The 25,315-nt window shown below is 44.1% G+C and carries 20 protein-coding genes; 9 read left to right on the top strand and 11 right to left on the bottom strand.

Annotated features, from left to right (window positions below; all coding sequences use genetic code 11):
- Positions 1-67 precede the first annotated feature (67 nt).
- Complete coding sequence (locus tag M1K58_RS04190) at positions 68-1,771, bottom strand: methyl-accepting chemotaxis protein (protein WP_256757409.1); 1,704 nt, start codon at positions 1,769-1,771, stop codon at positions 68-70.
- 280 nt (positions 1,772-2,051) lie between these two features.
- Entirely contained in the window at positions 2,052-2,774 is a 723-nt protein-coding gene (locus tag M1K58_RS04185; RefSeq protein WP_256757408.1) for a Crp/Fnr family transcriptional regulator, read from the bottom strand.
- A 238-nt stretch (positions 2,775-3,012) separates the two neighbouring features.
- Between M1K58_RS04185 and mobA the strand changes: the two genes are divergently transcribed.
- Positions 3,013-3,666: a molybdenum cofactor guanylyltransferase gene (mobA, locus tag M1K58_RS04180; RefSeq protein ID WP_256757407.1), complete on the top strand. Its 654-nt coding sequence runs from the start codon at positions 3,013-3,015 to the stop codon at positions 3,664-3,666.
- 86 nt (positions 3,667-3,752) lie between these two features.
- Here the strand turns inward: mobA and M1K58_RS04175 are convergent, their stop codons facing one another.
- Entirely contained in the window at positions 3,753-5,012 is a 1,260-nt protein-coding gene (locus tag M1K58_RS04175; RefSeq protein WP_256757406.1) for a serpin family protein, read from the bottom strand.
- 67 nt (positions 5,013-5,079) lie between these two features.
- Positions 5,080-7,443 (bottom strand): glycoside hydrolase family 95 protein, encoded by a 2,364-nt coding sequence (locus M1K58_RS04170; RefSeq protein ID WP_256757405.1) that lies wholly within the window; start codon positions 7,441-7,443, stop codon positions 5,080-5,082.
- Between the two features lie 171 nt (positions 7,444-7,614).
- Between M1K58_RS04170 and M1K58_RS04165 the strand changes: the two genes are divergently transcribed.
- Complete coding sequence (locus tag M1K58_RS04165) at positions 7,615-10,437, top strand: glycoside hydrolase family 3 protein (protein ID WP_256757404.1); 2,823 nt, start codon at positions 7,615-7,617, stop codon at positions 10,435-10,437.
- 46 nt (positions 10,438-10,483) lie between these two features.
- On the top strand, positions 10,484-10,792 hold the full coding sequence (locus M1K58_RS04160) for a Dabb family protein (protein WP_256757403.1): 309 nt from the start codon (positions 10,484-10,486) through the stop codon (positions 10,790-10,792).
- A 97-nt stretch (positions 10,793-10,889) separates the two neighbouring features.
- Here M1K58_RS04160 and M1K58_RS04155 read toward each other — a convergent pair whose 3' ends face one another.
- The gene (locus M1K58_RS04155) at positions 10,890-11,159 is read right to left on the bottom strand and encodes a hypothetical protein (protein ID WP_256757402.1); all 270 of its coding nucleotides are present in this window, start codon (positions 11,157-11,159) and stop codon (positions 10,890-10,892) included.
- A 177-nt stretch (positions 11,160-11,336) separates the two neighbouring features.
- On the opposite strand from M1K58_RS04155, the gene M1K58_RS04150 reads away from it, so the two are divergent.
- A complete protein-coding gene (locus tag M1K58_RS04150; RefSeq protein ID WP_256757401.1) occupies positions 11,337-11,684 on the top strand; it encodes a helix-turn-helix domain-containing protein in 348 nt (115 codons plus the stop codon).
- 12 nt (positions 11,685-11,696) lie between these two features.
- Here the strand turns inward: M1K58_RS04150 and M1K58_RS04145 are convergent, their stop codons facing one another.
- Complete coding sequence (locus tag M1K58_RS04145) at positions 11,697-13,757, bottom strand: sensor histidine kinase (RefSeq protein WP_256757400.1); 2,061 nt, start codon at positions 13,755-13,757, stop codon at positions 11,697-11,699.
- 146 nt (positions 13,758-13,903) lie between these two features.
- Here M1K58_RS04145 and M1K58_RS04140 point away from each other — a divergent pair, with 146 nt between their 5' ends.
- From M1K58_RS04140 to M1K58_RS04130, 3 genes are read left to right on the top strand one after another with little or no spacing between them, the layout of a single operon-like run.
- Entirely contained in the window at positions 13,904-14,644 is a 741-nt protein-coding gene (locus M1K58_RS04140; RefSeq protein WP_256757399.1) for a response regulator transcription factor, read from the top strand.
- Between the two features lie 30 nt (positions 14,645-14,674).
- Positions 14,675-15,544, top strand: a complete 870-nt coding sequence (locus M1K58_RS04135; protein ID WP_256758232.1) for a class I SAM-dependent methyltransferase — start codon at positions 14,675-14,677, stop codon at positions 15,542-15,544.
- A gap of 37 nt (positions 15,545-15,581) precedes the next feature.
- A complete protein-coding gene (locus M1K58_RS04130) occupies positions 15,582-16,838 on the top strand; it encodes a CapA family protein (RefSeq protein WP_256757398.1) in 1,257 nt (418 codons plus the stop codon).
- A 73-nt stretch (positions 16,839-16,911) separates the two neighbouring features.
- Here M1K58_RS04130 and M1K58_RS04125 read toward each other — a convergent pair whose 3' ends face one another.
- Positions 16,912-17,418, bottom strand: a complete 507-nt coding sequence (locus tag M1K58_RS04125; RefSeq protein WP_256757397.1) for a MarR family winged helix-turn-helix transcriptional regulator — start codon at positions 17,416-17,418, stop codon at positions 16,912-16,914.
- A gap of 195 nt (positions 17,419-17,613) precedes the next feature.
- On the opposite strand from M1K58_RS04125, the gene M1K58_RS04120 reads away from it, so the two are divergent.
- Positions 17,614-17,793: a hypothetical protein gene (locus M1K58_RS04120; RefSeq protein WP_256757396.1), complete on the top strand. Its 180-nt coding sequence runs from the start codon at positions 17,614-17,616 to the stop codon at positions 17,791-17,793.
- A gap of 34 nt (positions 17,794-17,827) precedes the next feature.
- Here the strand turns inward: M1K58_RS04120 and gyrA are convergent, their stop codons facing one another.
- The 4 genes from gyrA to M1K58_RS04100 all read right to left on the bottom strand — a co-directional run bounded on the left by gyrA (position 17,828) and on the right by M1K58_RS04100 (position 24,398).
- Positions 17,828-20,308, bottom strand: a complete 2,481-nt coding sequence (gyrA, locus tag M1K58_RS04115; protein ID WP_256757395.1) for a DNA gyrase subunit A — start codon at positions 20,306-20,308, stop codon at positions 17,828-17,830.
- 187 nt (positions 20,309-20,495) lie between these two features.
- Positions 20,496-22,469, bottom strand: a complete 1,974-nt coding sequence (gene parE / locus M1K58_RS04110) for a DNA topoisomerase IV subunit B (RefSeq protein WP_372339099.1) — start codon at positions 22,467-22,469, stop codon at positions 20,496-20,498.
- Between the two features lie 407 nt (positions 22,470-22,876).
- Complete coding sequence (locus M1K58_RS04105) at positions 22,877-23,182, bottom strand: hypothetical protein (RefSeq protein ID WP_256757394.1); 306 nt, start codon at positions 23,180-23,182, stop codon at positions 22,877-22,879.
- Positions 23,183-23,456: 274 nt separating this feature from the next.
- Positions 23,457-24,398 (bottom strand): hypothetical protein, encoded by a 942-nt coding sequence (locus M1K58_RS04100; RefSeq protein WP_256757393.1) that lies wholly within the window; start codon positions 24,396-24,398, stop codon positions 23,457-23,459.
- A gap of 562 nt (positions 24,399-24,960) precedes the next feature.
- Between M1K58_RS04100 and M1K58_RS29835 the strand changes: the two genes are divergently transcribed.
- Entirely contained in the window at positions 24,961-25,131 is a 171-nt protein-coding gene (locus M1K58_RS29835) for a hypothetical protein (protein WP_483862586.1), read from the top strand.
- The last annotated feature ends 184 nt before the right edge of the window (positions 25,132-25,315 follow it).

The following is a 25,315-nucleotide window of genomic DNA, read 5'->3' as shown; positions in this document are numbered from 1 at the left end:
CCGTTCCAACAATCGTCGTGTCCGCTTCTTCCCCGCTCATTCCCTACCTTCCAAGTCGCAAACTACCCTACTGAACTTTAAAATGATTAACCTCTTCACGAAGGCGATTAATGATGTCTGAAATCAACTGGAAATGATGGATCATGTTATCGACATGTGAGGACTGTTCATGAGCTGAAGCAGATACCTCTTCTGTTGATGCGGCCGATTGTTGAGTGATGCTCGCCACAGTTTCGATCCCCGACAGTACACTTTTTGACAGCGTAGCTACTTCACCAAAGAGCATCTGCATCTCTTTCACACTATGTTCAGTACGAACGACTTGCTCAACAATTTTTCCTAATGCATCATTTCCTTCTTGAATTTTCTCCGCCTGCTGATTAACTGCAATTAAGTTGCTGTCCATATTTATAGTCATATTCTCGATATCTTCTTGTATTTGATTGATTAACGCTGTAACTTGTTCCGTTGCCTTACTAGATTTAATAGCTAATTTGCGTACTTCCTCAGCAACGACCGCAAACCCCTTTCCCATGTTGCCTGCACGAGCGGCTTCAATTGCTGCATTCAGTGAAAGAATATTGGTTTGATAAGATATTTCTGATATCACAATAATCATTGCACCAATTTCAGTCGATCGTGTGTTCAGAACTTGTACGGAATCGGCAGCTAACGAGTTCGTATGAATCACTGTACTCAAATGATCAATTGCACTCTTGACGGCTTCTTCTCCTCGGTGAGCTTGTTTCGTTGATCCACTTGCAATCTCAAGTGCCACCCTAGCCTTGCTATCCCCAGAAATGACATTGCGCATCGTATCTTCAATTAAACTCAGCATATTTCCGGCTATGCCCGCTTGTTGAGTCGCGCCACTGGCTACTTCATCGGTTGCCATCGTAATCGAATGAGCAGATGCCCCAGTTTGTTCAGCTATTCTAGTAAGATCATTGTTATTGCGACTAAGCTGATCAGAGCTCAACTTCATTTGCTTAATCAGCATCGATAAATTGTTGACCATTTTATTGAAGTTGGCCGACAGCTGTCCGATCTCGTCCTTGCTTCTAACATCCAATGAAACGACACTTAGATCCCCGTTAGCTACTCGATTGACATGCTCATTCATTCTTCTGATCGGATGCATAATGGCTTTAACGACCAGGAACGTAATTAATGCAGCTAGAAATGGAAGCAAACTGCCAATGATTATCGTTGCTTTGACCATTTGCCAAGTTCGTTCTTTTAAGATACTTGCATCGAAATTAATAGCATTTAATGCAATTAAATTTTTATTGGAATCATTATCCTCATAGATCGGAGCGTACCCAGTCATTCTCTTGATGTCACCATATTCATACACATCCGTATATTCCGGGTGTTTCATTTTAACAATCATCTCAAGAGCATTTGTATCGATATAGAAGCTATCTCCTGCTTTATACCCCTCCGCTTGTAATGACTTGTCCGCTGCCAAAATTTTTCCGTCCAATGAGATTATGTAATGACTTTCGAAAATCGGCTTTTTGGAAACCGTCTTACTGATCTCATTTTCCACCTTGGTAACATTCGACATGTCCCCATTCGCCAGCTTAGCAATTTCTCCAGCATTAATAAGCCCAGTAGTGATATTAGCGCAGCCGATTAATTCAACTCCTGCTGCTTCCTTCACCTGATTGTAGCTTGTAAAATAACTAACAGTCGTGACCAACCCGATACTAACTAAAACAATGGATAAGGTTATGAGCGATATTTTCCCAGTAATTCCTAATTTCACATGAATTCCCCCTCATCCAGATTTAGAAATTTTGGTCGTGTACACTAACTTCATCTAGTAATCAGGATGTCTCTTACAGAACCGACTTTCACAAAACCCCTCATATTTTCCAAATTTTTATACGTGGCTAACTTTATCACAAGGATACCAAACATAATGTGACAATAATCACCAAAAGAGGGAATGCCAATTGCATCCTCATGGCCATTTAAACAAGTAAAGGCTCCCTTTTACATCCTCAGATGCAGTCAGGAGCCCCTAGTACTTTTTGATTTTCAAATTAGATTCTGCACAATTCTTTAGGACATTGTTCACACTTACATACACTCTGTAGATATTTCAAATTCAAAATCGTAATGGTTCCATCGTTCATGGAAATCACGCCCGCTTTTTTCAAATCACCTAACATACGATTCACGCTTTCTCGCGCGCTACCGATGTAATCCGCCAATTCAGAGTTCGTCAGCTTCAGTGAAATATGGATCCCATTCTCGTCAACAGAGCCGTAACTATTCGACAATCGAATGAGCGTTGAACAGAGCGCCCCTGGTTTGCCATACATAATGAGATCACGAAATTTCGATTGCGATAATCGTTGCATGTAACCCATCCAATTCATGAACTCGATAGCCAAATCTCCGTACTGCCATATGAGAATTTCTAGATCACTTCTTTGAATAATACCAATTTCACATTTTTCCATCGTAAGTGCAGTAAAGCTATGCTTGGATTCGTGAAAAGGATCTAGTTGCCCAAAAAAATCACCCGCATGATAGACGGACATAATATATTCCTTGCCTTCTTCGGAAAACTTCGTTACTTTAACCCTTCCAGAAAGGATGAAATACAGCTTATCGGCAGCATCTCCCTCATGGAAGACGGCTGTATCCAAATTGAATTTATAGGAATACATAATCTGTTTCATCTTCTCTAAATTCCCACTCGTGAAGTAGGAGGAATTCCGAATTTGTGAGTCCTCTGGCAAATTACGGACAGCTTCCATCTCAGGCACCTCCTTATCCATTGGAGTCATTATAACAAAAGCAGTTCCTGTAGAAATGTGATCAGTCTCACATTGGTGCGTCATGGTGAACAATAAATGTGATCGTCATCACAATGACAACAATATGAACTTTAAGTGATAGCTGTGAGATTGATCATAGAGCTAGAGGAGCGTTGGAGCGATAATCAAGTTATAATTAAGCCATGCAACTATTTCAATGATGATGTGGGGGCCTAAGATGATGGACATAGCCAAGCTGGTACGTACTGAGGAGCCGTCTATGCTGTCGGGGGTCATTATTGCCGGCGGTAAAAATCGGAGAATGGGCGGATCCCATAAAGCCTTGCTTCTATTTCAAAATGAGAGACTGATACATCGACAAATTCGTCAATTGAAGCAGATTTGCGATGAGATCATTCTTGTAACGAACGAGCCTAAAACATTTTTACCCTTAATAGATTCAGATGTTAGAATCATTACTGATTATTATTGCGACAAGGGTCCGCTTGCTGGCATACATGCCGGACTATCCTTAGCCCAATATCCCGATGTGTGGCTAGTCGGTTGCGACATGCCATTCCTTTCCGCTCGTGCTGCTCAATTCATGTTAGACTTGAAACGACAATCAGACAACGACGCAGTCATTCCTTACATCGATGGTCGGCTTCATCCGCTTCATGGCATCTACGATAAAAGGAGTGTTAACCTGATTCCGAGTCTATTAAATAAAGGACAATATCGAGTCGGGGGCTTCTTAGATATCATTCCGCATCTTAGCGTGGAGAAATCAACCTTTCTGGATAACCAAATAGATACAAACTTTGTCATCAATGTGAATACCCCTGAAGAATATGAACAATCCTTGTTCTTGGATAAAGATTCTGAAGGCTAATCAAGTAAACTGGTATCTGGCATTGTCACAATGCGTCAAAAAGGGGTGTCCCATTTATAACTCTCTGGGGCACCCCTTTGCATTTTCTATCCAATATGTTTTGGATTCGGATTCACAACTGTTCCAATAAACAGAATGCTATTCGTGACTTGATCAACAATAGCAACGATGAAAGGCCGGTCAATCGTCATATGGAAGGGATCACTAGGCTCCGAGCTTCCAGCAAGCATCTCTACTTTAGTCGCTGCGGCTGCCTCCGTTCCCTGTTCATTAATTTCTAGTGTTGTCTTATGATCGACTTTACTAATGAATATATTGGGAGGCTGTGGGGCCATAAGGGAGAAGTCCGCCCGGACCTCGTCGAATGCTTCACCCATACCCATTGCCTGAAGCGCGTCATTTAAGCTTATTGAATAGTCAAACTTAACCTTGGGTAAGTCCACCCTACCTTGGCGCAGCTCGAAAGGCTTGGTTATCAGCTCCGAATCAGCGGTTAGCTTCTGAAGAACTTGGTTAACCGATCCCTCTGCTGCTTCAGGGAGGAAGATGACCATGGATGCTGACTCCTTTTTGCCAAAAGGAATGCGAATCGCCTCATATTCGGGCTGTTTGGTGTATTCAAAGTGTCCGCTCTTAGACATCAATTCAATGGAAACCGCTTCTGAGTCCGGCACATGAAATTTACCCTCGGACGTAGCCTGAGGCTGAAAAGGCTGCGACCATGCCCCCTTAAAATACACAGCATTCAAAACATATAAGATAGATCGGGCATGAATGACTTTCACCATTTCTTTAATTTTCCCATTCGTTTGTTGATCCACCCAGTTGTTCATTTTCTTGACCGCTGAGGGGCTATTGAAATCAAGCTGGTTGGTTTCCGCATGGTAGGAGGTGCGACTACGTTGCACGAATGCTTCGTGAAACTTTTGACCTTCGCGCATCCATATGGAGTTAGCGACATTAAGCTCTACATCACGATCCTCTGAGCTCCTCAACAAATCAAGCAGCATACGGTATCCTTGACCGACTTCCTCCTTGGACATCGTGCCTAATTCAAGCGTTTTCATCAACGCCTTAGTTGTTTCCCCAGTTGCACCCTCATTGACTAATGAAAGAGCAGATGAAATACTCAGAGGCGATATGAACACATTATCGTCTGATTTCTGCTTCGACAATTCACTGAATAGAGTAAGACCAAATCGATTCGAGGCTTCAACTATTCGCGTATCAAGATCGGCCAACGTATATTCTCGTTGATGCTCGACTGACTCTACAGTATTTCCATTCTGACAACTGGAGCATACGAATGCGGTAAAGATGACTAGTAAATTTACTATTTTTTTCAACTGTATCTCCCCTGACCTATTCGACTTCCATTTATTAACGTAAATGTCGTCGATTATGTTTCAGAGATCATTTAACCCTTACAATGTATTTGATTCCTGCTGTCGCTTCAAACTGTCCTTCAACCACATCTACAAGAGTTCCTTGCTCGCTCGTTATGACAAGATCCGACTTAGCGTAGCTTAGCGTGCACTTCCCACCACGTTCGCTTAATACAATGGCCTCATCTAACTGTTGCTGTTGCCATGTCATAGCGATAGTGAACCCACCTCTTGCCTTAATTCCGCTCACGCTACCTTCCTTCCAAGCTTGTGGAAGCGCAGGTAACAGCTCAATATATCCCAAATGACTTTGCAGCAGCATCTCAGCAATCCCCGCTGTTCCTCCGAAATTCCCATCGATTTGAAACGGTGGATGAGCATCGAATAAATTGGAGTAAGTGGATTTGGATAGTAAGGTTTGAACACTACTATAGGCTTGACTTGCATCCTTAAGCCGAGCAAACTGGTTGATCAGCCAAGCGCAGCTCCAGCCCGTATGTCCTCCACCATGTGCAAGACGACGCTCAAGTGTAACTGCTGCAGCTCTGAATAACTCTGGTGTACCCTCATGAATCTGATCACTTGGATGAAGACCATACAGATGAGAAATATGTCGATGCCCTGGCTCCGCTTCCTCATAATCCTCAACCCACTCTTGGATTTGTCCGAAGCGACCGATTTGGTAATTTGGCAATTTCTCCAAAGCTTTCTTAAGCTCCAAATCAAATGCTTCATCTTTGTCTAATATTCGAATAGCTGCCTGACAATTAGTAAACAACTCACGAATAATCGCAATATCCATCGTTGAAGCTAGCGTCACGCTGCACGACTGGCCATCCGCGGTTAGAAAAGCATTCTCGGGTGAAGTAGATGGATTCGTTACCCATTGCCCGTCCGGTCCTTCAACTAACCAATCTAGGCAAAATAGAGCCGCTCCCTTCATGATCGGATAGGCACGCTCACGTAAAAATTGAATATCTAGGTCGAACAAATAGCGGTCCCATAGATGGCGAACCATCCAAGCGCCCCCAAGCGGCCAGAAAGCCCAACAAGCACTCCCTCCAGTCGGAGTCGTCATTCTCCATAAATCTACATTATGATTTGTTGTCCAACCTCGGCAGCCGTAATGAATTTCAGCCGTTCTGCTTCCGCTCACACTCAAGTCGTCCAGCATATCAAACAATGGCTCATGACACTCGCTTAAGTTACAAACCTCTGCGAGCCAATAGTTCATCTCCGTATTAATATTCACTGTATAATCGCTATTCCATGGCGGCTGAACATGTGCATTCCATATGCCTTGGAGATTCGCAGGCTCTGTCCCTGGTCTTGAGCTAGCCATGAGCAAATAACGTCCATAATGGAAAAATAACGCTTCTAGCCCTGGGTCGTTTTTTGTCTCTTTATACGCGCTTAGTCGTAAATCAGTTGGCAAATTGACACCATCTACACCCTCATTAGAACCTAATCGTAGATCCACTCGATTAAATAATTGCTGATGTTCGGCGCTGTGGTTTTGCTTTAGCTTCTCATAACCGAGTTCAACCGCAGCAGACAATTGCATCGTGCAACGGTCCGACATCTCACGACTTTCCGGTGAGGTTTGAAAATCAACAAATCCGGTCGCTGCAGCCAAATAAACGGTAACGAAACCAGCCTCTCTCAATTCCAGCTTACCGTCTCCCATGCGGAGAAGCCCATCCGTATCAACCCATACTTGGGCCTCAAATGGCAGGCCAAAATTATCCTCATAGAGTACTGAAGCAGGGTGATCCCCTTGATAGTTATCCGAAATGTGACTAGGAGCACGCCCAGTCATAACTAGCTTATTGTTTATAACTTCAATGTTATTTCGCAGAGGGGACTCTAGCGAAATATCATAGTTTAATTGTCCTTCTTGGGACACATAGTGAATGCAAATCACTTGATCAGGAACGCTTGCGAAATACTCACCCTTCACTTGCACCTGCCCCGAAAGAAAAGTAACCGCTGCCATTCCATCTTTCAAGGTTAGCTCACGTCTATAATCCGAATAGGCTTCGTTTGTTCTGGTGCCGCTTGAGTCAACTCTGGCCATCATAAGGTCGCCAAGGGGGAGATAAGGCTCGCAATCACGACCAAGCATCTTCGCCTCAATCAGCTTCTGGGCTTCCACATTCTCGCCTTCGAAGATTAGCGCTCTTGCACGATTGAGATGTCGACGCGCTTCATAATTCATCGTATCACGGGGAAATCCAGCCCATAGCGTATCTTCATTCAAGGCAATTCTTTCGACATCCGTTCCTCCGAATACCATTCCACCCAATCTTCCATTTCCAATAGGCAAAGCTTCTTCCCAAACGGATGCAGGCTGCTTGTACCACAGCTTCCATTCCTCGTTATGAATCGACATTGTTCGCTACTCACCTTCCTGGATAATCATTCATTCAGATATACACATTGTAAAGGAAATAGATAAAATAGAAAACGTTTTATTTTATTCGATAAACGGGTATATTTGCTAATTATCTCATGTTAGAATCAAGAAAACAGGCCATTTAAACCTGAATAGGAGCTGAATATATTGTCACATAAAATCGAATTCCCATTCCAAAATCCCGACCTATCACTCGCAGAGCGAGTAAGTAATCTAATCTCTCTGTTAACCCTTGATGAGAAAATTAATCTCATGTGCCAGTATCAAGATGAAGTCCCTCGCTTAGGCATTAAAGCTTATAAGCATGGAACAGAAGCTGCGCATGGTATGGCTTGGCTAGGGGAAGCAACCTCCTTTCCCCAACCCATCGGACTAGCTTGCACTTGGGACACTGAGCTCTTGCATCAGATTGGGAATGTAATCGGAGATGAAGCTCGAGGGTTTTATAAGAAAAATCCCGCCATTAACGGTCTCAGCCTATGGGCACCAACAGTGGATATGGAGCGCGATCCTCGTTGGGGTCGTACGGAAGAGGCTTATGGTGAAGACCCTCATTTGACAGGTAAGCTTTCTTCCGCGCTCATTCGCGGCTTACAGGGTGATGATCCCTTCTATTTGAAGGCCGTAGCATCATTGAAGCATTTCATTGGAAATAACAATGAGATTGACCGCGGGGAATGCTCTGTCAGCATCGACCCTAGAAACATGAAAGAATACTATTTGAAAGCTTTTGAAATTCCATTCAAGGAAGGCAAAGCCCAATCGATGATGACCGCCTACAATTCTGTGAATGGGGTTCCCGCTAACCTGAACCCTGACGTAAACCGGATTGTGAAGCAAGAATGGGGCATGGATGGGTTTGTTGTTAGTGATGCGGGTGACGTTCTCGGTACAGTTAATGAGCATAAATTTGTTGAAACCTACAAAGAAGCCGTCGCTCTAACGATTAAAGCCGGCGTTGATAGTATTACGGATGATCATGATATTTCGAAGCAAGCGATTCGCGATGCTCTCGCAGAGGATTTATTGTCCGAGAAGGATCTGGATCTTGCACTCACCAACACGTTCCGCGTTCGTTTCCGCCTTGGGGAGTTCGATCCGGATTCTCGTAATCCCTATGCACATATTGACGAATCCGTCATTTTGCAGCCCGATCATATTGCCCTATCCCTCGAAGCCGTGAGGAAAAGCGTTGTCCTGCTTAAGAATGATGGCGCTCTTCCACTTCAAAAAGATAAATTGAAAAAGGTCGCCGTAATTGGACCACTCGGTGGCAAAGTTTATCGGGACTGGTACAGTGGTTCTCTCCCTTATGCAATTACACCGCTAGACGGGATCATTAAGCAGCTTTCTGCAGAGGGACAAGCTGTACGATTCGCTAGTGGCTGTGATCACGTTAAAATGAAAGCTGTTTCTAACGGTAATTATGTGTCACTTTCGAAGGAAGATAAACAGCCACTTGTAGCCGATCAGCAATCCTCCGATCATGCGACGATCTTCGAAGTGTCCGACTGGGGCTGGGATAGCCACACTTTGATCGCCAATTCGAATGAACGTTATGTAACAACAGATGACACACAGGTAACCGCCTCATCAGAACATATTTGGGAGTGGTTCACGAAGGAAGTATTCCATGTTCGTTACGACAACAATGCAGCAAGGTTGACGACCTGGAATGACCGTCCTGTCACTGTGGATGCCCACACAGGTGCTCTTAACGTTCAGGATGGAAAGACTAACGATGCAAGCTCCTTCCAATTCGAGAAGGTTATAGATGGATTAACTGATGCCGTAGATGCTGCTCGTGAAGCAGAGGTAGCTATCGTATTCGTCGGCAATCATCCTTTGATTAATGGGAAAGAAACGATCGACCGCCCTGACCTCACACTTGCAGCTTCCCAAGAGCGACTTATCAAGGAGGTGTTTGCTGCCAATCCCAATACGATCGTCGTAATTATCGGTAGCTACCCCTATGCGATTAACTGGGTTAACGAGTATATTCCTGCCGTAGTTTATTGTTCTCACGCAGGTCATGAGATCGGTACCGCGCTTACAGATGTTCTGTTCGGCAATTACAACCCTGCAGGACGCTTAAACATGACCTGGTACCAATCAGTTGATCAACTTGGTGATTTTATGGATTATGACATTATTAAGAGCGAAAGCACGTATCAATATTTTGCTGGCAAGCCTCTGTATTCTTTTGGTCATGGGCTTTCCTATACGACATTCAAATACGATAATCTTCAACTGGATACGGATCAAATCTCTGAGGGTGGACAAATCGTTGTCCGATTATGCGTAAAAAATACCGGAAATATCAATGGTGAAGAAGTAGTTCAGCTGTATACTCATACAGACTCCTCTCGTGTTAAACGTCCGCTTAGACAGCTCCAAGGCTTTAAGCGACTAGCGCTAGCGGCTGGTGAAGCGGCAGAGGTTACTTTTGAGCTGAACGCTAGCGATCTCGTTTTCTGGGATGTTACACGTGAGAAATTCTGTTTGGAAAATGGCCAATGTACGCTTATGATTGGTTCCTCCTCCTCAAACATTCATATGAATCGTACGATAATGGTCATCGGGGAGACCATTCCAGCACGTCTTCCACTTCAACTCACGAAGGCTGTTAATTACGATGATTACGAAGGTGTGATTATCGGTGAAAATACAGAAGGTGGCGATAGTGTTATCGCATCAGCCCCAACTGCATGGATTCGCTTTGATGATATGGCTCTAAGTGCGGATATTAAGGCTATCGAGGTCCGTATCTCATCTCCAGTGGATCACACTATAGAGATACGCTTAGATGGCCCTGAAGGTCCTCTAGCGGGTTGCTGCGCTGTTCCTGGAACACCATCAGGGGCGTGGCAGACAATAAATGGCGAAGTCGAGCTGATTGACGGTAGCCGAAGTGTTTGCTTGGTGCTTAAGGACGGAATTAAACTAAGCTCTTTTCAATTTTTGAAATAACTGACTTCTATTCATTAATGAAATGATTTATAAGGAGGGAAATGCAATGGATAATCAGTCCATTATTCATTCAGTCATCTTTAAACTTAAGCACGAACAGGGCTCTATTGAAGAAGTTCGTTTCATAGAGGACGGCCGATCTATACTCTCATCAATTCCTGTTGTCCAAAATTTCAGAGTCTACCAGCAGGTCAGTCCAAAAAATGATTTCGATTTCGGATTTTCGATGGAATTTGCTAATGAGAACGATTACGAAGCGTATAACGTCCATCCACTACATGAGAAGTTTGTAAATGAACGATGGATTGTGGAAGTTGATTCATTTCTGGAGATTGATTACCGGAACAAAGATTAACTTGATAGGATTCAATAAGGGGCAGTTCATAAAAGATCATTATTGATCTTCCATGAACTGCCCCTTGTTTGTATTGCTTATTATGTAATGCTACGCACTACTTTTCCAGCTTTGTATATGCTGCGACTACAAATTGTTCAAAAAAAGCATCATCTTCTTCAAGCTGCTCATCAACGGCTTGAATTTCTTCTTCACTTCCAGGCTGGCTACTGAAATTCAGTGCATAACTCCAATTGTTCCTGCCGTTATTACTCTGTATCGTAACCTCGTACGGTTGCTTGTGCTGATCCACTTCAAATTGAACATGACCAACGAAGCCCGCATCCTCACTTTGGCTCATTTTTGCGCTAATGATATTCACCTTCACACCTTCACCCCCTTGAAATAGGATACGTTTCGTATCTAAATAATGCAATACTTCTTTGTTTCTCGATAGAAATTTATTAATAAATTATTAATATTAAACAACATTCTCTTGACACGATACATTTTGTATCATAAATTACTAATAGATACTCTATCTAGTGTCAAGGAGATATAACTTATGAAAATGGGAGAACGCCTGCGAGAATTGCGCCTTCGCCGCAAAATATCGCAGGAAGAAGTCGCACGACATATCGGTATTACCCGTTCGGCTTATAGTCATTACGAGATTAACAATAGGCAACCGGTATATGAAACCTTGATTAAACTAGCCGCATACTTCGACGTTTCCTTAGACTACATCATCGGGGGGACTCTTCCTGTTGCCAAGGTTGAGTTATCTGTCACGACGGATACACGGGAAATCCTGAGCTTGTTTCAGCATATGAGTCAAGAACAAAGAACGAAAACGATTTCTCTGATTACGGATTACATGCTTACTGAGCGAAGAGTGAACGGCAGTGGCTAGCAATATGATTTATCAGCTCCATTTTACAGGCAACTGAATCCGAAAAACACTACCACCCTCTGTTGAATTATACACATTGATTTGACCACCATGCAGTTCTACAACTTCCTTCGCAATCGAAAGTCCTAATCCGCTGCCTCCGGTGGAAGAATTACGTGATTTCTCTTTCTTGTAGAAGCGATCGAAAATGAAAGGCAAGTCATCAGGTTCAATTCCTATTCCATTGTCGGCAACAAGAACCTCAGCAATAGGGTTGTTTATCTGCGTTCTCATTGTAATGGTAATGGCTCCACCCTCGGGTGTGTATCTGAGTGCATTATATAACAAATTAGCAAATACTCGGTCCATTCGACGAATATCAATATTCACCATAGCTTGTATGGCTGATTCATCTTCAAGCTTACATACGAAAGAAATTCCCTTTGTTTGCATTTCCAAGCTATATTGTACTGTTAATCTTTCTTTCCAACCTTCGAGTGGAATATCCTCAAGCGATAATTCAACTTTCCTTGCTTCTAGAACGGATAAATCGAACAAGTCCTGAATTAAGGAATTTAGCCCCTCTACTTTCGTAAGCATCGAACGGATGGTGCGATCTCGTCGAGACGGCTCAGATATCACATTATCCCTTAATGCTTCTAGATATCCTTGGAGCAAAGTAATAGGTGTTCTCAGGTCATGTGAAATATCACTGATGAGCTGGGCGCGCGATTGTTCCATCCGTTGCAGCTCAATCGTCCGTTCCGAAATCCGTTCCTCCAATGAATTGTTCCATTCCATGAGTTCCTCAGACATTTGCTCCGCACGTTCATAGGTTAAAGAGAATCGTAATGAAATAATAAAGGAATTCATCACGATAAGAAACAGTAGGCCAAAGGGTAACAAGTCGAAGGAACGCCACCAGCCGTTATAGAATAGCATGTCATTCACAATCGTTAAGACAAAACCTGCTACGCCTATAAGCGCCAGAATAGCTCCTTCTCTCTTACGAAGAGCGGATTGAACTAAACCAATGAGAGCCCTAGCACTAAAAAATAAAATGTAAATTTGAAAGGCAAGGATCCACGAAGTAAATTGCAAAGGCTCCTTAAAGATTACGCACAGGATTAACAGCGCGGCTATTGTGCTTGAAATCTTGAACCATACCCGTCTGATCTCAAGTGGATACATCGATTGAAAATAAGCAAACCCCGCCCATCCGCTCATCACAAAGGCTATATATTCAATTCGGATCGCCAAATCCCAATTAATGAACTCGACCCATTGTACAATAAACCCTTCTCCAATTAACCCCATCCGAAGACCTACAAATAGACAGAGCAAGGCAAATAATACATTCGCAATCTCTTTGCGTCTTAGCAGAAATAGCCCCAGATGGTAAAATCCAATCATGATAAAACAACCTAATAGGATCAATTCTTGCGCAGCATGCCTAATCTGAAGCTTCTGAATGTGATCGGCGTTACCCATCACAATTGCGGTTCGAACGCCACCGTGTCTGTGGTCATAATTAGCCACAGTTAGTACGAGATTTGTCTTCGTTCCATCTGCAGTAAAGTACACCGTAGCAGGCAATTGAAAAGGTGTGACCTGCAAAGTCTGTTTGTCCAGCTTTCCTCTGGTGAGAACAACTTTTCCATCTATTGCAAATTCAAAAGCCGTGGAAATGTTCGGCAATCGTATCGCCATCATATCTCTCTGTGCTTGATGTAAGATTGTTAAGCGATATATTCCCAAGCCTTGATCATCTAGAGAAGTCCCTTTGCCTGATTTCAGTTTGCCCCAGGTTCCTGGCACATCCAGTGTCGAAGATTCAAAGCTGAACTCTTGATTGTCCACCCCAGAAGGAATACGCCACTCGAAATTCCATTGTCCATCTAATGGAACGATTCCATCCTCAACCCATGACCACTGTTGTAGATCAATGACCCCCCGCTCAGCTTTGGGAACAAGATGATTTTCTTTAGAAGTGGCTGAACACCCGCTTGCAACAACCACAAGAAAGAAGAGAATCATACTTATTTTTATTCCCATACGCCTATTCCACAATGGCTTCAACGCGTTTCGGGACACCACTTTCCCTCTCCCCCGCTCACCTTAAATCGATTCCGCAAAATATGTATTCGAACGTCATTGTAACGGTGCATTGATTAGTCGTCAACGCTTTCGTTATAATAAGGTTTTAAGACTCTTCAAGTTGGAGGGGGGAATCGTTAGAAATGAACAGCTCGGAGGGTACAATTCTTGTCGTTGATGACGAGCTCGAAATCACAGAATTAATAACCCTATACTTAGAAAGAGAAGGGTTCACAGTTCACACATCTGATAATGGCGTTCATGCCCTTCATATCGCTGAATCGATAATTCCAGATTTAATCGTATTGGATGTTTCGCTTGGTCGGATGGATGGAGTCGAAGTATGTCAATCCTTGCGGCAGGGAGCTTGTGCGGATGTCCCTATCCTCTTTCTAAGCTGCAAATCTGAAGATCGCGATATTATTCGCGGCTTATCTGAAGGCGGAGACGATTATATTACGAAGCCATTCAGCCCTAGTCAGCTCGTGGCAAGAATACAAGCTCATATCCGTAGACGCAGAACACGAGAAAGAATAGTGGATGAACAAGCTGTTTCTTTAAGCTTCTCTGGTCTTGAGATTGACTTCCATCGTTTAGAGGTGCGCTTGAATGAAGAGCATATTGCCTTGTCCGCCAAGGAGTTCGAGTTGTTAAGTGTTCTCGCTCGTCATCCAAATCGGGTGTTCCCGTTGGAGGAACTCTATCGACGAGTGTGGCAATCGGATAGTATGGGTGACACCCGTACCCTGATGGTACATATTAGCAACTTGAGAAAAAAACTGGAGATGGATCCTACTCGCCCACGCTGGGTGCAAACCGTTCGAGGCTTCGGATACAGGTTCTGTCCAACAAACAACTGCGAAGAAACAATTGCTCAACCCTAAATTGACGATAAAAAGGACGATAAGACAATGATGCAACAAGCTCAAGATTGGCAAGATTACGAATTAATTGATACAGGAAACGGTGAAAAGCTCGAACGTTGGGGAAACATCATCTTACGTCGTCCTGATCCGCAAATTATTTGGCCGCTTAAAGCTGAGAATGCAGACTGGAAACAAGCTGATGCTCATTATCACCGGAGTGGCAGCGGCGGTGGACAATGGACCTATAAGAATACCCTTCCAGAGCGATGGAATATTGCCTACGGTCCATTGAAGTTCCACATTAAGCCGACTAGCTTCAAGCACACCGGGTTATTCCCTGAGCAAGCCGTTAACTGGAGCTGGATGATGAATAAAATTCGCGAGGCAGACCGCCCTATACGCGTGCTTAATTTATTTGCCTATACAGGTGGAGCAACAGTAGCGGCTGCATCCGCAGGCGCAGATGTCGTCCATGTAGATGCTGCAAAGGGAATGGTGCAGTGGGCTAAGGAAAACGCCGAGCTTTCCGGACTGGGTTCAGCCCCCATTCGTTATATCACAGATGACGTGTTCAAGTTCGTACAGCGCGAAGAGCGACGCGGTCGTCAATATGAGGCTATCATTATGGATCCCCCCTCCTATGGACGTGGCCCTAATGGCGAAATGTGGAAGCTGGAGGAGAACCTGTTCCCGTTCTTGGAATCGTGTATGGCCATTCTCTCTGACAAGCCTTTGTTCGTGCTAGTAAACTCCTATACAACGGGGCTATCCCCTACTGTTCTAAGCAACCTGTTGAACCTTTCCTTTCGTCGCAAATTCGGAGGCACTCTGGACTGTGGAGAAATCGGTTTGCCGATTACTCGAAGCGGAATGACCTTACCTTGCGGGATATACGGCCGCTGGGAAAGTGAATCTTAATCGACTATTCACCACTATAGGGATGTGTACTGGATAAATGAAACGGCAGGCTTCTCTTTTACTAAGCTTAGGGTTGTTAGCATTAATGCTAACAGCCTGTTTGAATGATTCATCATCTGCTACACCTTCTTTACCAAAGCCGGTGCCTACGGAATCACAGCTTAGTCCATCACCTAGCCCGTCTGTATCTGAAAGTCCTGAGCCCTCACCATCACTTCCTGCTGAACCTGAGCAACGTGAAGCAACCCTAATTGCGATAGGCGACATCATGGTCCATATGCCACAGCTCCCGGCTTATTATAATAGCACTAGCAAAGGCTATAACTTCAAGCCTTGGTTCTCACAAGTAAAGCCGATTCTCGAGCAAGGAGATTGGGTCATTGGTAACCTTGAGGCACCCATTGCAGGTCAAGATTTGAAATACACGGGATTTCCAAGATTTAATGCTCCTTATGAGTTAGCGGAAGCTGTTGTCGATGCAGGCGTCCAATTGGTTTCTACGGCTAACAATCACACGATGGACCGGGCATTTCCAGGCGTGGAGCGAACACTTGCGAATGTGAAGAAAGCCGGACTCGTTCCCATTGGTTCATCTGCCACCGCCAAAGAGCAGCAGCGAATGGTCATTGAGGAAAGAAACGGGATCCGAATGGGCTTCTTAGCATACACTTATGGAACGAATGGAATCCCTGTACCGAAGGACAAAGCCTTTGCTGTTAACTTAATCGATCCTGAAGTGATTAAGAAGGATATTGCTCGCCTTCGCGAAGCTGAAGTGGACGTTGTAACGGTATCCTTACATTTTGGAGTAGAGTATCAACGCTTACCCAATGAGCAACAAACGAAGTTAGCTCATGAGCTCGTGAAAGCTGGAGCCGATATTATTCTTGGCTCTCACCCCCACGTTGTACAACCTTACGAAGAGATCAACATCCCTGCGTCTGAGAGCTATAACGGTGCGCCGCATCGAGGTGTAGTGATCTACTCGCTAGGAAATTTCATATCCAACCAAACGGAAGATTGGAAGGATGTTGGATTAATTTTCGGAGTACACTTGGTCAAAACTCGGCTCCCTGATGGCTCCTATTCTACAGAGTGGGACAAAATCACGACTGAGCCCACTTGGGTGCATATCCTGTGGAAAAAGCAAAAGCGCTATTATACGATAATCCCTATGAAAGCTGCCTTATCCGAGCAAAATATACCTGGCTTAACCGCTAAGGACTACAGTAAAATGAAAACTCTCTTGAACGGGATTAACAAGCATCTCGTGAAGCTTCAAACGAAAACCTAATAATAGGCAAGATAAAGAGAACGCCCCTCACAGGATATGGATACTGTGAGGGGCGTTCTCTTGTTCATTAGAATTAGATTGCCGAAGATTCAACATTGCTTTCTTGAGCGCCACTTGTTGCCTCAGTCTCGGTTGTCTTTCGTTCAGTCGCTGCGCTTGACTGCGGCTCCCTCGTACCCGCTACCTTACCAATCAAGTAGACGAGCAGCTGCCTGTTATGACTCGATACATGCTCCAGAGAGCGATTCACAATCACACTTCGCACTTCAACGCCACGCTCTACCTCCGAGCGTCCTAGCGCCGTCATCGTAACCCACACAATACGTCGGTCACCCTCATCTCTGTTCCTCTCGACTAAGCCTGCGCGTTCCATGCGATCTAATAACGTCGTGATCGCTGCAGGTGTCGTCTCTAGATGGGGAAGCAGATCCGAAGGCTTCATCGGCTCATACGCCTGCATGAGCTCAAGTACTTCTAACTGACCAACCGTTAATTGCGGAGCTAACTCCGCTTCCATTTGCGCGTTCCATTCCTTAGTGAGCTTTGTCCAGCTTTTCACAAAATCCGCCGCATTATCCATTGGTTAGCCTCCTTATCCCGAACATTGCCTTCTCCTTAATTATACTCAGACCCTATGTCGAAAGATAGATTAATGCGATTAAATATTTCCGACAGAGGCCTTCATAAAAGCGAACGTTGTGACAATTGATGACATATACTGGTTACGAAAAATGGGTAAATGCGGAGAATGAAGCGTATCAAGGAGGCGAGGCTCATGACCCCTTCAGAACAAAAAATTAAAATGATTGGTCAAATGGCACAGGATGCCGGCCTAATAGAAGACCCACAATGGCTAGAACGGCTCAATGAACCGGTGCCACTATGGGTCGTATTAGATTTATTGTTACGATGGATTGACCAAACAGAATCTGGTAACGGTCGCCCCTTTGATTGAATAAAAAGGATGCTTTTACTTAAGCCCCATTTAGTTAAGTTGACAGAGGCTTAATGAACGCTTCAGCAAGCACATCTCCACGGTCAACCGCAGTCATCAGCTTACCTTGACCTTTGCGATCATCTAATGGAGCATTCTCAGAGGAGAATTCAGACAAGGAGCCGCTCGTCGTTAAAGTGAGCAAGCTAACGGCTTCCCTGACATGGAACGCGGCGACAAGCTTCGTTCCATTCGGGCGAACCCGTTTGCCTTCCTTGAACTCGAACGTCTGGATCCCTTTACCGCCTCTACCCTGCTGAGGATAATCCAGCAATAATGTACGCTTCGCATAGCCGTAATCAGATAGAACGATAATTTCCCCTTCATCCCCTTGAACAGGAACGGCATCGGCCAGTTGGTCGCCCTCTTTAAGCGTGATTCCTTTAACCCCGCCCGCAACTCTGCCCTGCGCACTTACCTCGCTTTGATTAAAGCGAATACTCATGCCTTGCTCCGTCACAAGCAGCAGATCATCCTCTTGGTCCGCTCTGAACACTTTAATAATCTCATCGCCATCCGACACTTTACATGCCGCGATCGCCATGCTACGTGACGTCGCATAGTCAATGAGAGCCGTTCGTTTCACTTGTCCACGCTTTGTAATAAAGACTAGCATTGGACCCGCATTTCCGCTTGGATCTTCTTCAGATGTCGGAGGGGTTAACTCGACTGTTTTAGCCGGAATCACACCCACAATTCGATCATCCTTAGCAAGTGGCAGTAGATTCACGATTGCCGTCCCCGTATCCTTCCATTTAAACTCTGGAATCTGATGGACAGGCAACAAGAAGTAGGAACCTTTCTGAGTGAACAGCAGTAATGGATCTAACGTGTTTAGCCCCATACTCCAGCGGATAACATCGCCATCCTTCACACCAGCGCTTCCAATTTCCCCACCAGAGCGTGTAAAGGATAGCAAGCTAGTCCGCTTGACGTAACCCTCACGACTAAGCGTGACAAGTACTTCTTCCGCCGGTACTGTGACCTCAAGATTAACCTTGATCTCTTCCACTTCACCTTGAATGATAGAACGACGGTCGATCCCATATTTATTGCGGATTTCCAGCAGCTCTTCCTTGATCACATTCATCAGCTTACGCGGACTTTCGAGAATCGCCTTAAGAAGGGCAATTTTCTTCAGTGCATCGGCATGCTCTTTCTCTAACTGTGTAATCTCTAAGTTGGTTAGACGATATAATTGCAAGGTCAGAATCGCATCTGCTTGACGCTCTGAGAATCCGTATTTGGCCACCAGGTTATTCTGAGCGTCCATCCGATTATTGGAGGCTTTAATCGTTTCGATAATTTGATCCAATAAATTCAGTGCTTTAACGAGGCCTTCAAGTACGTGTGCACGGTCTTCCAGCTTCTCCAGGTCATACTGGGTACGATTCGTCACAACTTCCTTCTGGTGGGCAATGTACGCCTCTAGGATCTGTTTAATACCCAGTTGGCGAGGAGCTTTACTCACAATAGCAACCATATTGAAGTTATAAGCCGTCTGAAGATCCGTTTTCTTGAGCAAATACGCCAGAATACCTTCAGCGTCTACATCTTTCTTCAGCTCTACGACGATGCGAAGTCCGTTCCGTCCACTCTCATCGCGAACCTCAGCAATGCCTTCCACCTTCTTCTCCATACGGAGGTTATCGATGGCATTTACGAGCTTAGACTTGACGACCTGATACGGAACCTCAGTAATGACGATCTGCTGCTTGCCACCACGCATATCTTCTATAGCTGTTTTTGATCGGATATAAATTTTGCCCTTGCCGGTTTCATAAGCCTCGCGAATACCTTCTCCGCCCATAATGAGACCGCCAGTAGGAAAATCAGGACCTTTAACGATTTCCATCAGCTCTAGAACGCTCATATCCGGTTTATTCATGACAGCGACACAGGCATCGATAATTTCACGCAGATTATGCGTCGGAATTTCGGTTGCAAAGCCGGCAGAAATACCCGATACGCCGTTAACTAGCAGATTAGGATAGCGTGCAGGAAGAACGACAGGCTCTTTCGTCGTATTATCGAAATTATCCTTGAACAGAACAGTCCGTTTCTCGATATCGCGCAATAACTCCATCGCAATTGTAGACAAACGGGCCTCTGTATAACGCATCGCTGCTGGTGGATCATCGTCCATGGAACCCCAGTTCCCATGACCATCGACAAGCATATGCGCCATTTTCCAAGGCTGTGCCATACGTGCCATACCCTCATAGATGGATGAGTCACCGTGTGGGTGATAGTTACCCATGACGTCCCCAACCGTCTTAGCGGACTTACGGTAAGGCTTGTCCGGTGTGTTACCCGAATCGTACATGGCATATAGAATCCGGCGTTGAACCGGCTTCAGACCGTCGCGTACATCGGGAATCGCGCGGTCCTGGATAATATATTTAGAATAACGTCCGAAGCGGTCGCCTACGACCTCCTCCAGAAATGCCGGTAAAAACTGTTCAAGTAGGCCCAACTCCGTTCCCCCCTAAATGATGGCTAGCGCGAAATCCGGTACTACGAAAAAGGTTACCCCTTCCACCGCTGTTAAAATCAAGATTGCCTTTATTATATTTTTGAGGTGGCAACTTGATTTTAAAGGCGGACGTAAACTTTCCAGGGGCAATCCTTTCCCTCCGCACCTACAGCGCACCAAGCCCTATTTACTCCTCAAGCTCCGTGAAATCCACGTTCTCAATTATCCAACGCTTACGAGGATCAACCTTATCGCCCATCAATGTAGATACGCGACGTTCAGCTTTAGCTGCATCTTCGATCTGTACCTGAAGCAGCGTACGTGTCTCGTAGTTCATCGTCGTTTCCCAAAGCTGATCCGGATTCATCTCGCCCAATCCTTTGTACCGTTGCAGCTCCGAGCCTTTGCCGATTTCCTTCAAATAATTATTTAATTGGTCATCCGTCCAAGCATATCGCACCGTTACTAGCTTACCGGATTTCCTCGTCAGTTTATACAATGGTGGCTGTGCAATGAAAACTTTACCCGCGTCGATCAATGGCTTCATGTACCTGTAGAAGAAGGTTAACAGAAGCACTTGGATATGTGCACCGTCCGTGTCCGCATCCGTCATGATGATAATCTTAGAATAGTTACATTCCTCTACATCAAATTCCGATCCGATACCTGCACCAATCGCTGCGATGATTGCTTTGTACTCGTCGTTCTTCAGAATATCAGCAAGCTTAGATTTCTCGGGATTCATCGGCTTACCCTTAAGCGGCAATATCGCCTGATATTTGGAATCCCGTCCTTGCTTGGCAGAACCGCCCGCTGAGTCCCCTTCCACGATAAACAGCTCATTACGTGAGCTATCCTTGGACTGTGCTGGAGATAGCTTTCCACCGAGACTCGCACTCTCACTCCGCTTTTTCCCACTGCGAATTTCTTCACGGGCTTTCCGCGCCGCTTCACGTGCTTTCGAAGCTTGAATGGATTTGCGAATAAGCTGCTGACCGACTTGGGGGTTTTCCTCCAGAAATACGGTCATTTTATCCGCAACGATCGCGTCGACCACGCTACGAGCAGATGCGCTTCCGAGCTGATCCTTCGTCTGGCCAACAAATTCTACTTCTGACATTTTAATATTAATAACAGCCATTAAGCCTTCACGAAGATCATTTCCTTCAAGGTTCTTTTCTTTCTCCTTGAGCTGGGCGGTCTTGCGTGCATATTCATTCAATACCCGTGTATAAGCGGTCTTAAAGCCAGTCTCATGCGTACCACCGCCACGAGTCGGAATCGCGTTGACGAAAGAAGCGATCGTCTCTGTATAGCCGTCGTTGTACTGCAAAGCCACTTCGACCTCGATATCGTCCTTCTCGGAAGAGAAGTGGATAGCGTCATGCAATACCGATTTGCCCTCATTCAAGAACTGCACGAATTGACGTGCTCCGCCTTCGTAATGATACGTGTCTGCTTTACCGCTACGCTCGTCCTTAATGTTAACCTTGAACCCCGAATTAAGGAATGCGATCTCCTGAAGTCGTTCCGAAAGTGTATCATAGTTCATGCTGATGTGACCATGGAACACCTTAGTATCCGGCTTAAATGTTACTTTCGTGCCGGTTCTATTCGTGTTGCCGATCACTTCAAGACCCGTAACAGGCTCACCGACATGCTCTAAACCTTTGTCGTCAACCCATGTCTCGAATCTCATCTTATGTATTTTACCTTCACGGTAAATCTCAACCTCGAGCCACTCGGAAAGGGCATTCGTTACAGATGCGCCTACCCCATGCAAGCCACCGGATTTCTTGTAGCCTCCACCACCGAATTTACCCCCTGCATGCAGGATCGTATAGACGACTTGAGGAGTCGGTATGCCGCTTTTGTGCATCCCAGTCGGAATACCTCGCCCGTTATCGATTACCGTAATGGAATTGTCGTTATGAACGATGACATCAATTCGCGAGCAGAATTTAGCCAAGTGCTCATCGACAGCGTTATCCACGATCTCCCATAGCAGATGATGTAGACCTGATGCCGTCGTGCTCCCAATATACATCCCCGGCCTTTTGCGGACCGCGGTTAAGCCTTCCAGAATCTGAATATCGTCTGCACTATATTCACTTCCAGCAATTGATGCACTCTCAGTGAACAAATCGATTTCTTCGGCCACGAATGGACCCCCTTGCTGATCTCTTGCGCCTACATTTGCAGAACGCACTCTGTTTATTCTAATTCAAAATATAATTGTTGTCCAAAGATTCCATATACCCTTAATTTGTTTGAATTGCCTTTCCAAAGTTTATCGACCTTTGATCGTTACATTAGATACACTGTGTGGAGAGTTTCTGATTGAGGATTCGATCGTGAGAACCAGACATATAATAGAAGCACCTGGAAGAGATCCATATGCAAATATAGGGACGGTGTGAGCTGCCCCTTTTTTATTCGCGTATTTGTTGGAGAGCTTGCTTGGCTATATTTCCGCATTCGTAACCGTCAGGATATTTACCGTTAAATCCTGAAAACTCCAACAGAGCCTTCTCTGCTATCTCTAGTTTGGATAGGAGGTATTGAATATCACTGCGGTAGTTTTCTGCCCAATAAAATGATTCTCCCTTTAGAACCAACATCCCTATGTAATCCTGATCTAACTACTTTTCTTAATAATATTCCAAAGCCCTGTGCAATAGAGCGCCAGGAGTTTTTGGATACTTTAGGACAAGATCTCCCATACCGAAATCCTTTTTTCAAGTTCATACCTTTTTTGAGCGCTACAAGTCCTTTTGAAATAGCGTTGTTGTCTTGGAAAGTGGAATATCTACCGTATTCGTCAGCCAGTTTCATTATATTGTCATCAGCTTCACGAATATATTTAGCAATCAATTCCTTATCTCCTCAATTCCCTTCATTCAAAGCCCTCAGTTTCGCTTGTTCACCTAAAGTGTTGTTGTATGCTCTCGCCCAGGTCATACTGTGTCTCAATCCCGTCGACATTCGTACCTTTCCACCCTGCTCTTGCACCTCTTAACCAGTTGTGCCAAAACAATAATATTGATTTAGGGGTAATTTACCAAGGGCAATTGCCTCTATTGTTAGATTGTTTTTCTAAAAATTTTCAAAATAAAGACGCCCGCGAAGGCGTCTCTTTATTTATGTTCTATTCGTACTTAGCTTTTATCTTAGTGATAGTTTCTTTACTTGAGTCGATGACGGATTGATCAACCAATATAAGATTTTTTTTAAGAGCAATTAATTTTTTTAACTCAATTATGTTACGAGTATATGCTTCACTATTAGCTTGATTTGCTGCAGTAGATAGGCTCTTTTCCACGGATGTTAGTGATAATTCATATTCACGTATATTCGTTAATTGTTCATTAATCCTATTTTGAGCTATTTCAATCTGTTTTTCTATTCCTTTTATATATTCTGCATCTGCTGGTGTCATTGTTTTTAGTTCTTTTAGAGTTTCTGTAGCAATGGGTTCCTCCTTTGTCTCCTCGTACTTCTTCTTTATCTTCTCGATGAATGCTTGTTGGAGTGGAATATCATCTTTAGCTGATTGCAGAGAGATTTTAGCTCCTTTAATAGACTCCTTAATACTCAACACGTTCATCTCAGCCGTTTGCTTTTCATATTGATCAGCTGCTACGCTTAGTTTAGTTTCAGCAACCTTTAGTTCCACTTCTAGTTCTTTTATCTTTTCTGTATACTTCAGAATTCCTTTTTCCGAAATGATAATTTGTTCTTCTGAAGTTTTAATATTCACGATATCTTCTGGTGTCATCGTTTTTGGAAAATCAATTGTCGGTTCCGTTTGTGGTTGTTCCACCTTCTTAGTCACCTTTGGCTTTAATTCGACACCTGTTTTAGCACTATAGCTAACATTCATATCTAGTGCATCTCCAATTGCGCGTACTGGAAGATAACTTAAGCCGTCTATGACGACTGCTTTTTTATCAAGAAGTGCGCCATCCACCTTAACATTCACTTCATCTTGTACAGATTTGCCTATTAAACTCTTAATATCTTCCGCATATACAGAACCTGCCGTTGCTAATACCGCACCCATAACAAATGAAATGATAATCTTCTTCATAATATTCCTCATTCCGTGGTTTTAACCCAAATTATACCATGATGTCTGGTTATTTGTCATAGATGTAGGTTCTGACGGGGATCGTGATCAGAAGACATTCAGTAAAGATGATCGAGGAAAAAAGTTCGAACATGCACATCAAGCTCGTTCTTATGCCGAGAAGATTAAGGAACAGGTTGAAAAGGGGCGTAGCTTTAACTCTGTAAAGCTAAAAGATTATATGACCGAGTATTTCCAGAGGGTTGTCAAAGAGTAAGTTTCTGAGACAACATATCCTAAACCAGTGGCGTATTGCTTATCAGTATATTATCCCACACATCGGACACCATTTTGTTGATCGTATAAATGATGATATCCTCGATAAATATGATCCTAAATAAGTTCTTCAATTGTTGCCTGAAAAATCGAAAGATATAAGAGAATCCAATGAATCTCGTGGACAGATCATTCTACACCCCTCCTGAGAAGGTTATATGGACTCCACAGCAAACAGATTACTTCCTCAAGAGTTACTGCTGGAAATGAATTTCACGCCTTATACACGCTTGCAGAGGCTACAGGAATGCGTAGAGGTGAGATGTTAGCTTTACAATGGCCTGACATAGATTTTGACAACTCTCGTTTAGCCGTCAATAAGTATATCAAGTACACTGTTGTAAAGGGTACATTCGTATCCTTTACTAAAAAAACAAAACAGCAGAAGAACGATCACCTTACCACAGTATGTGATTGATGCATTGAAAGCTCATCGTGAAATACATTTACCTGGAGCATTATGAGTTTTCGATAACTTTGGTGATTTCTACTCACTCAGAATGGTTTCCGATCATTTTTTGAAAGATAATAAAAAGAGTGAACTTCCACTGTCCACTCTTCACGGCATACGTCATGCTCATGCAACTTTTTTATTATCCAAT

Origin of the sequence: Cohnella sp. WQ 127256, assembly GCF_024519285.1 — a bacterium.
In the GTDB taxonomy this organism is placed as follows: domain Bacteria; phylum Bacillota; class Bacilli; order Paenibacillales; family Paenibacillaceae; genus Cohnella.
This window is presented reverse-complemented; position numbering and strand designations above follow the sequence as displayed.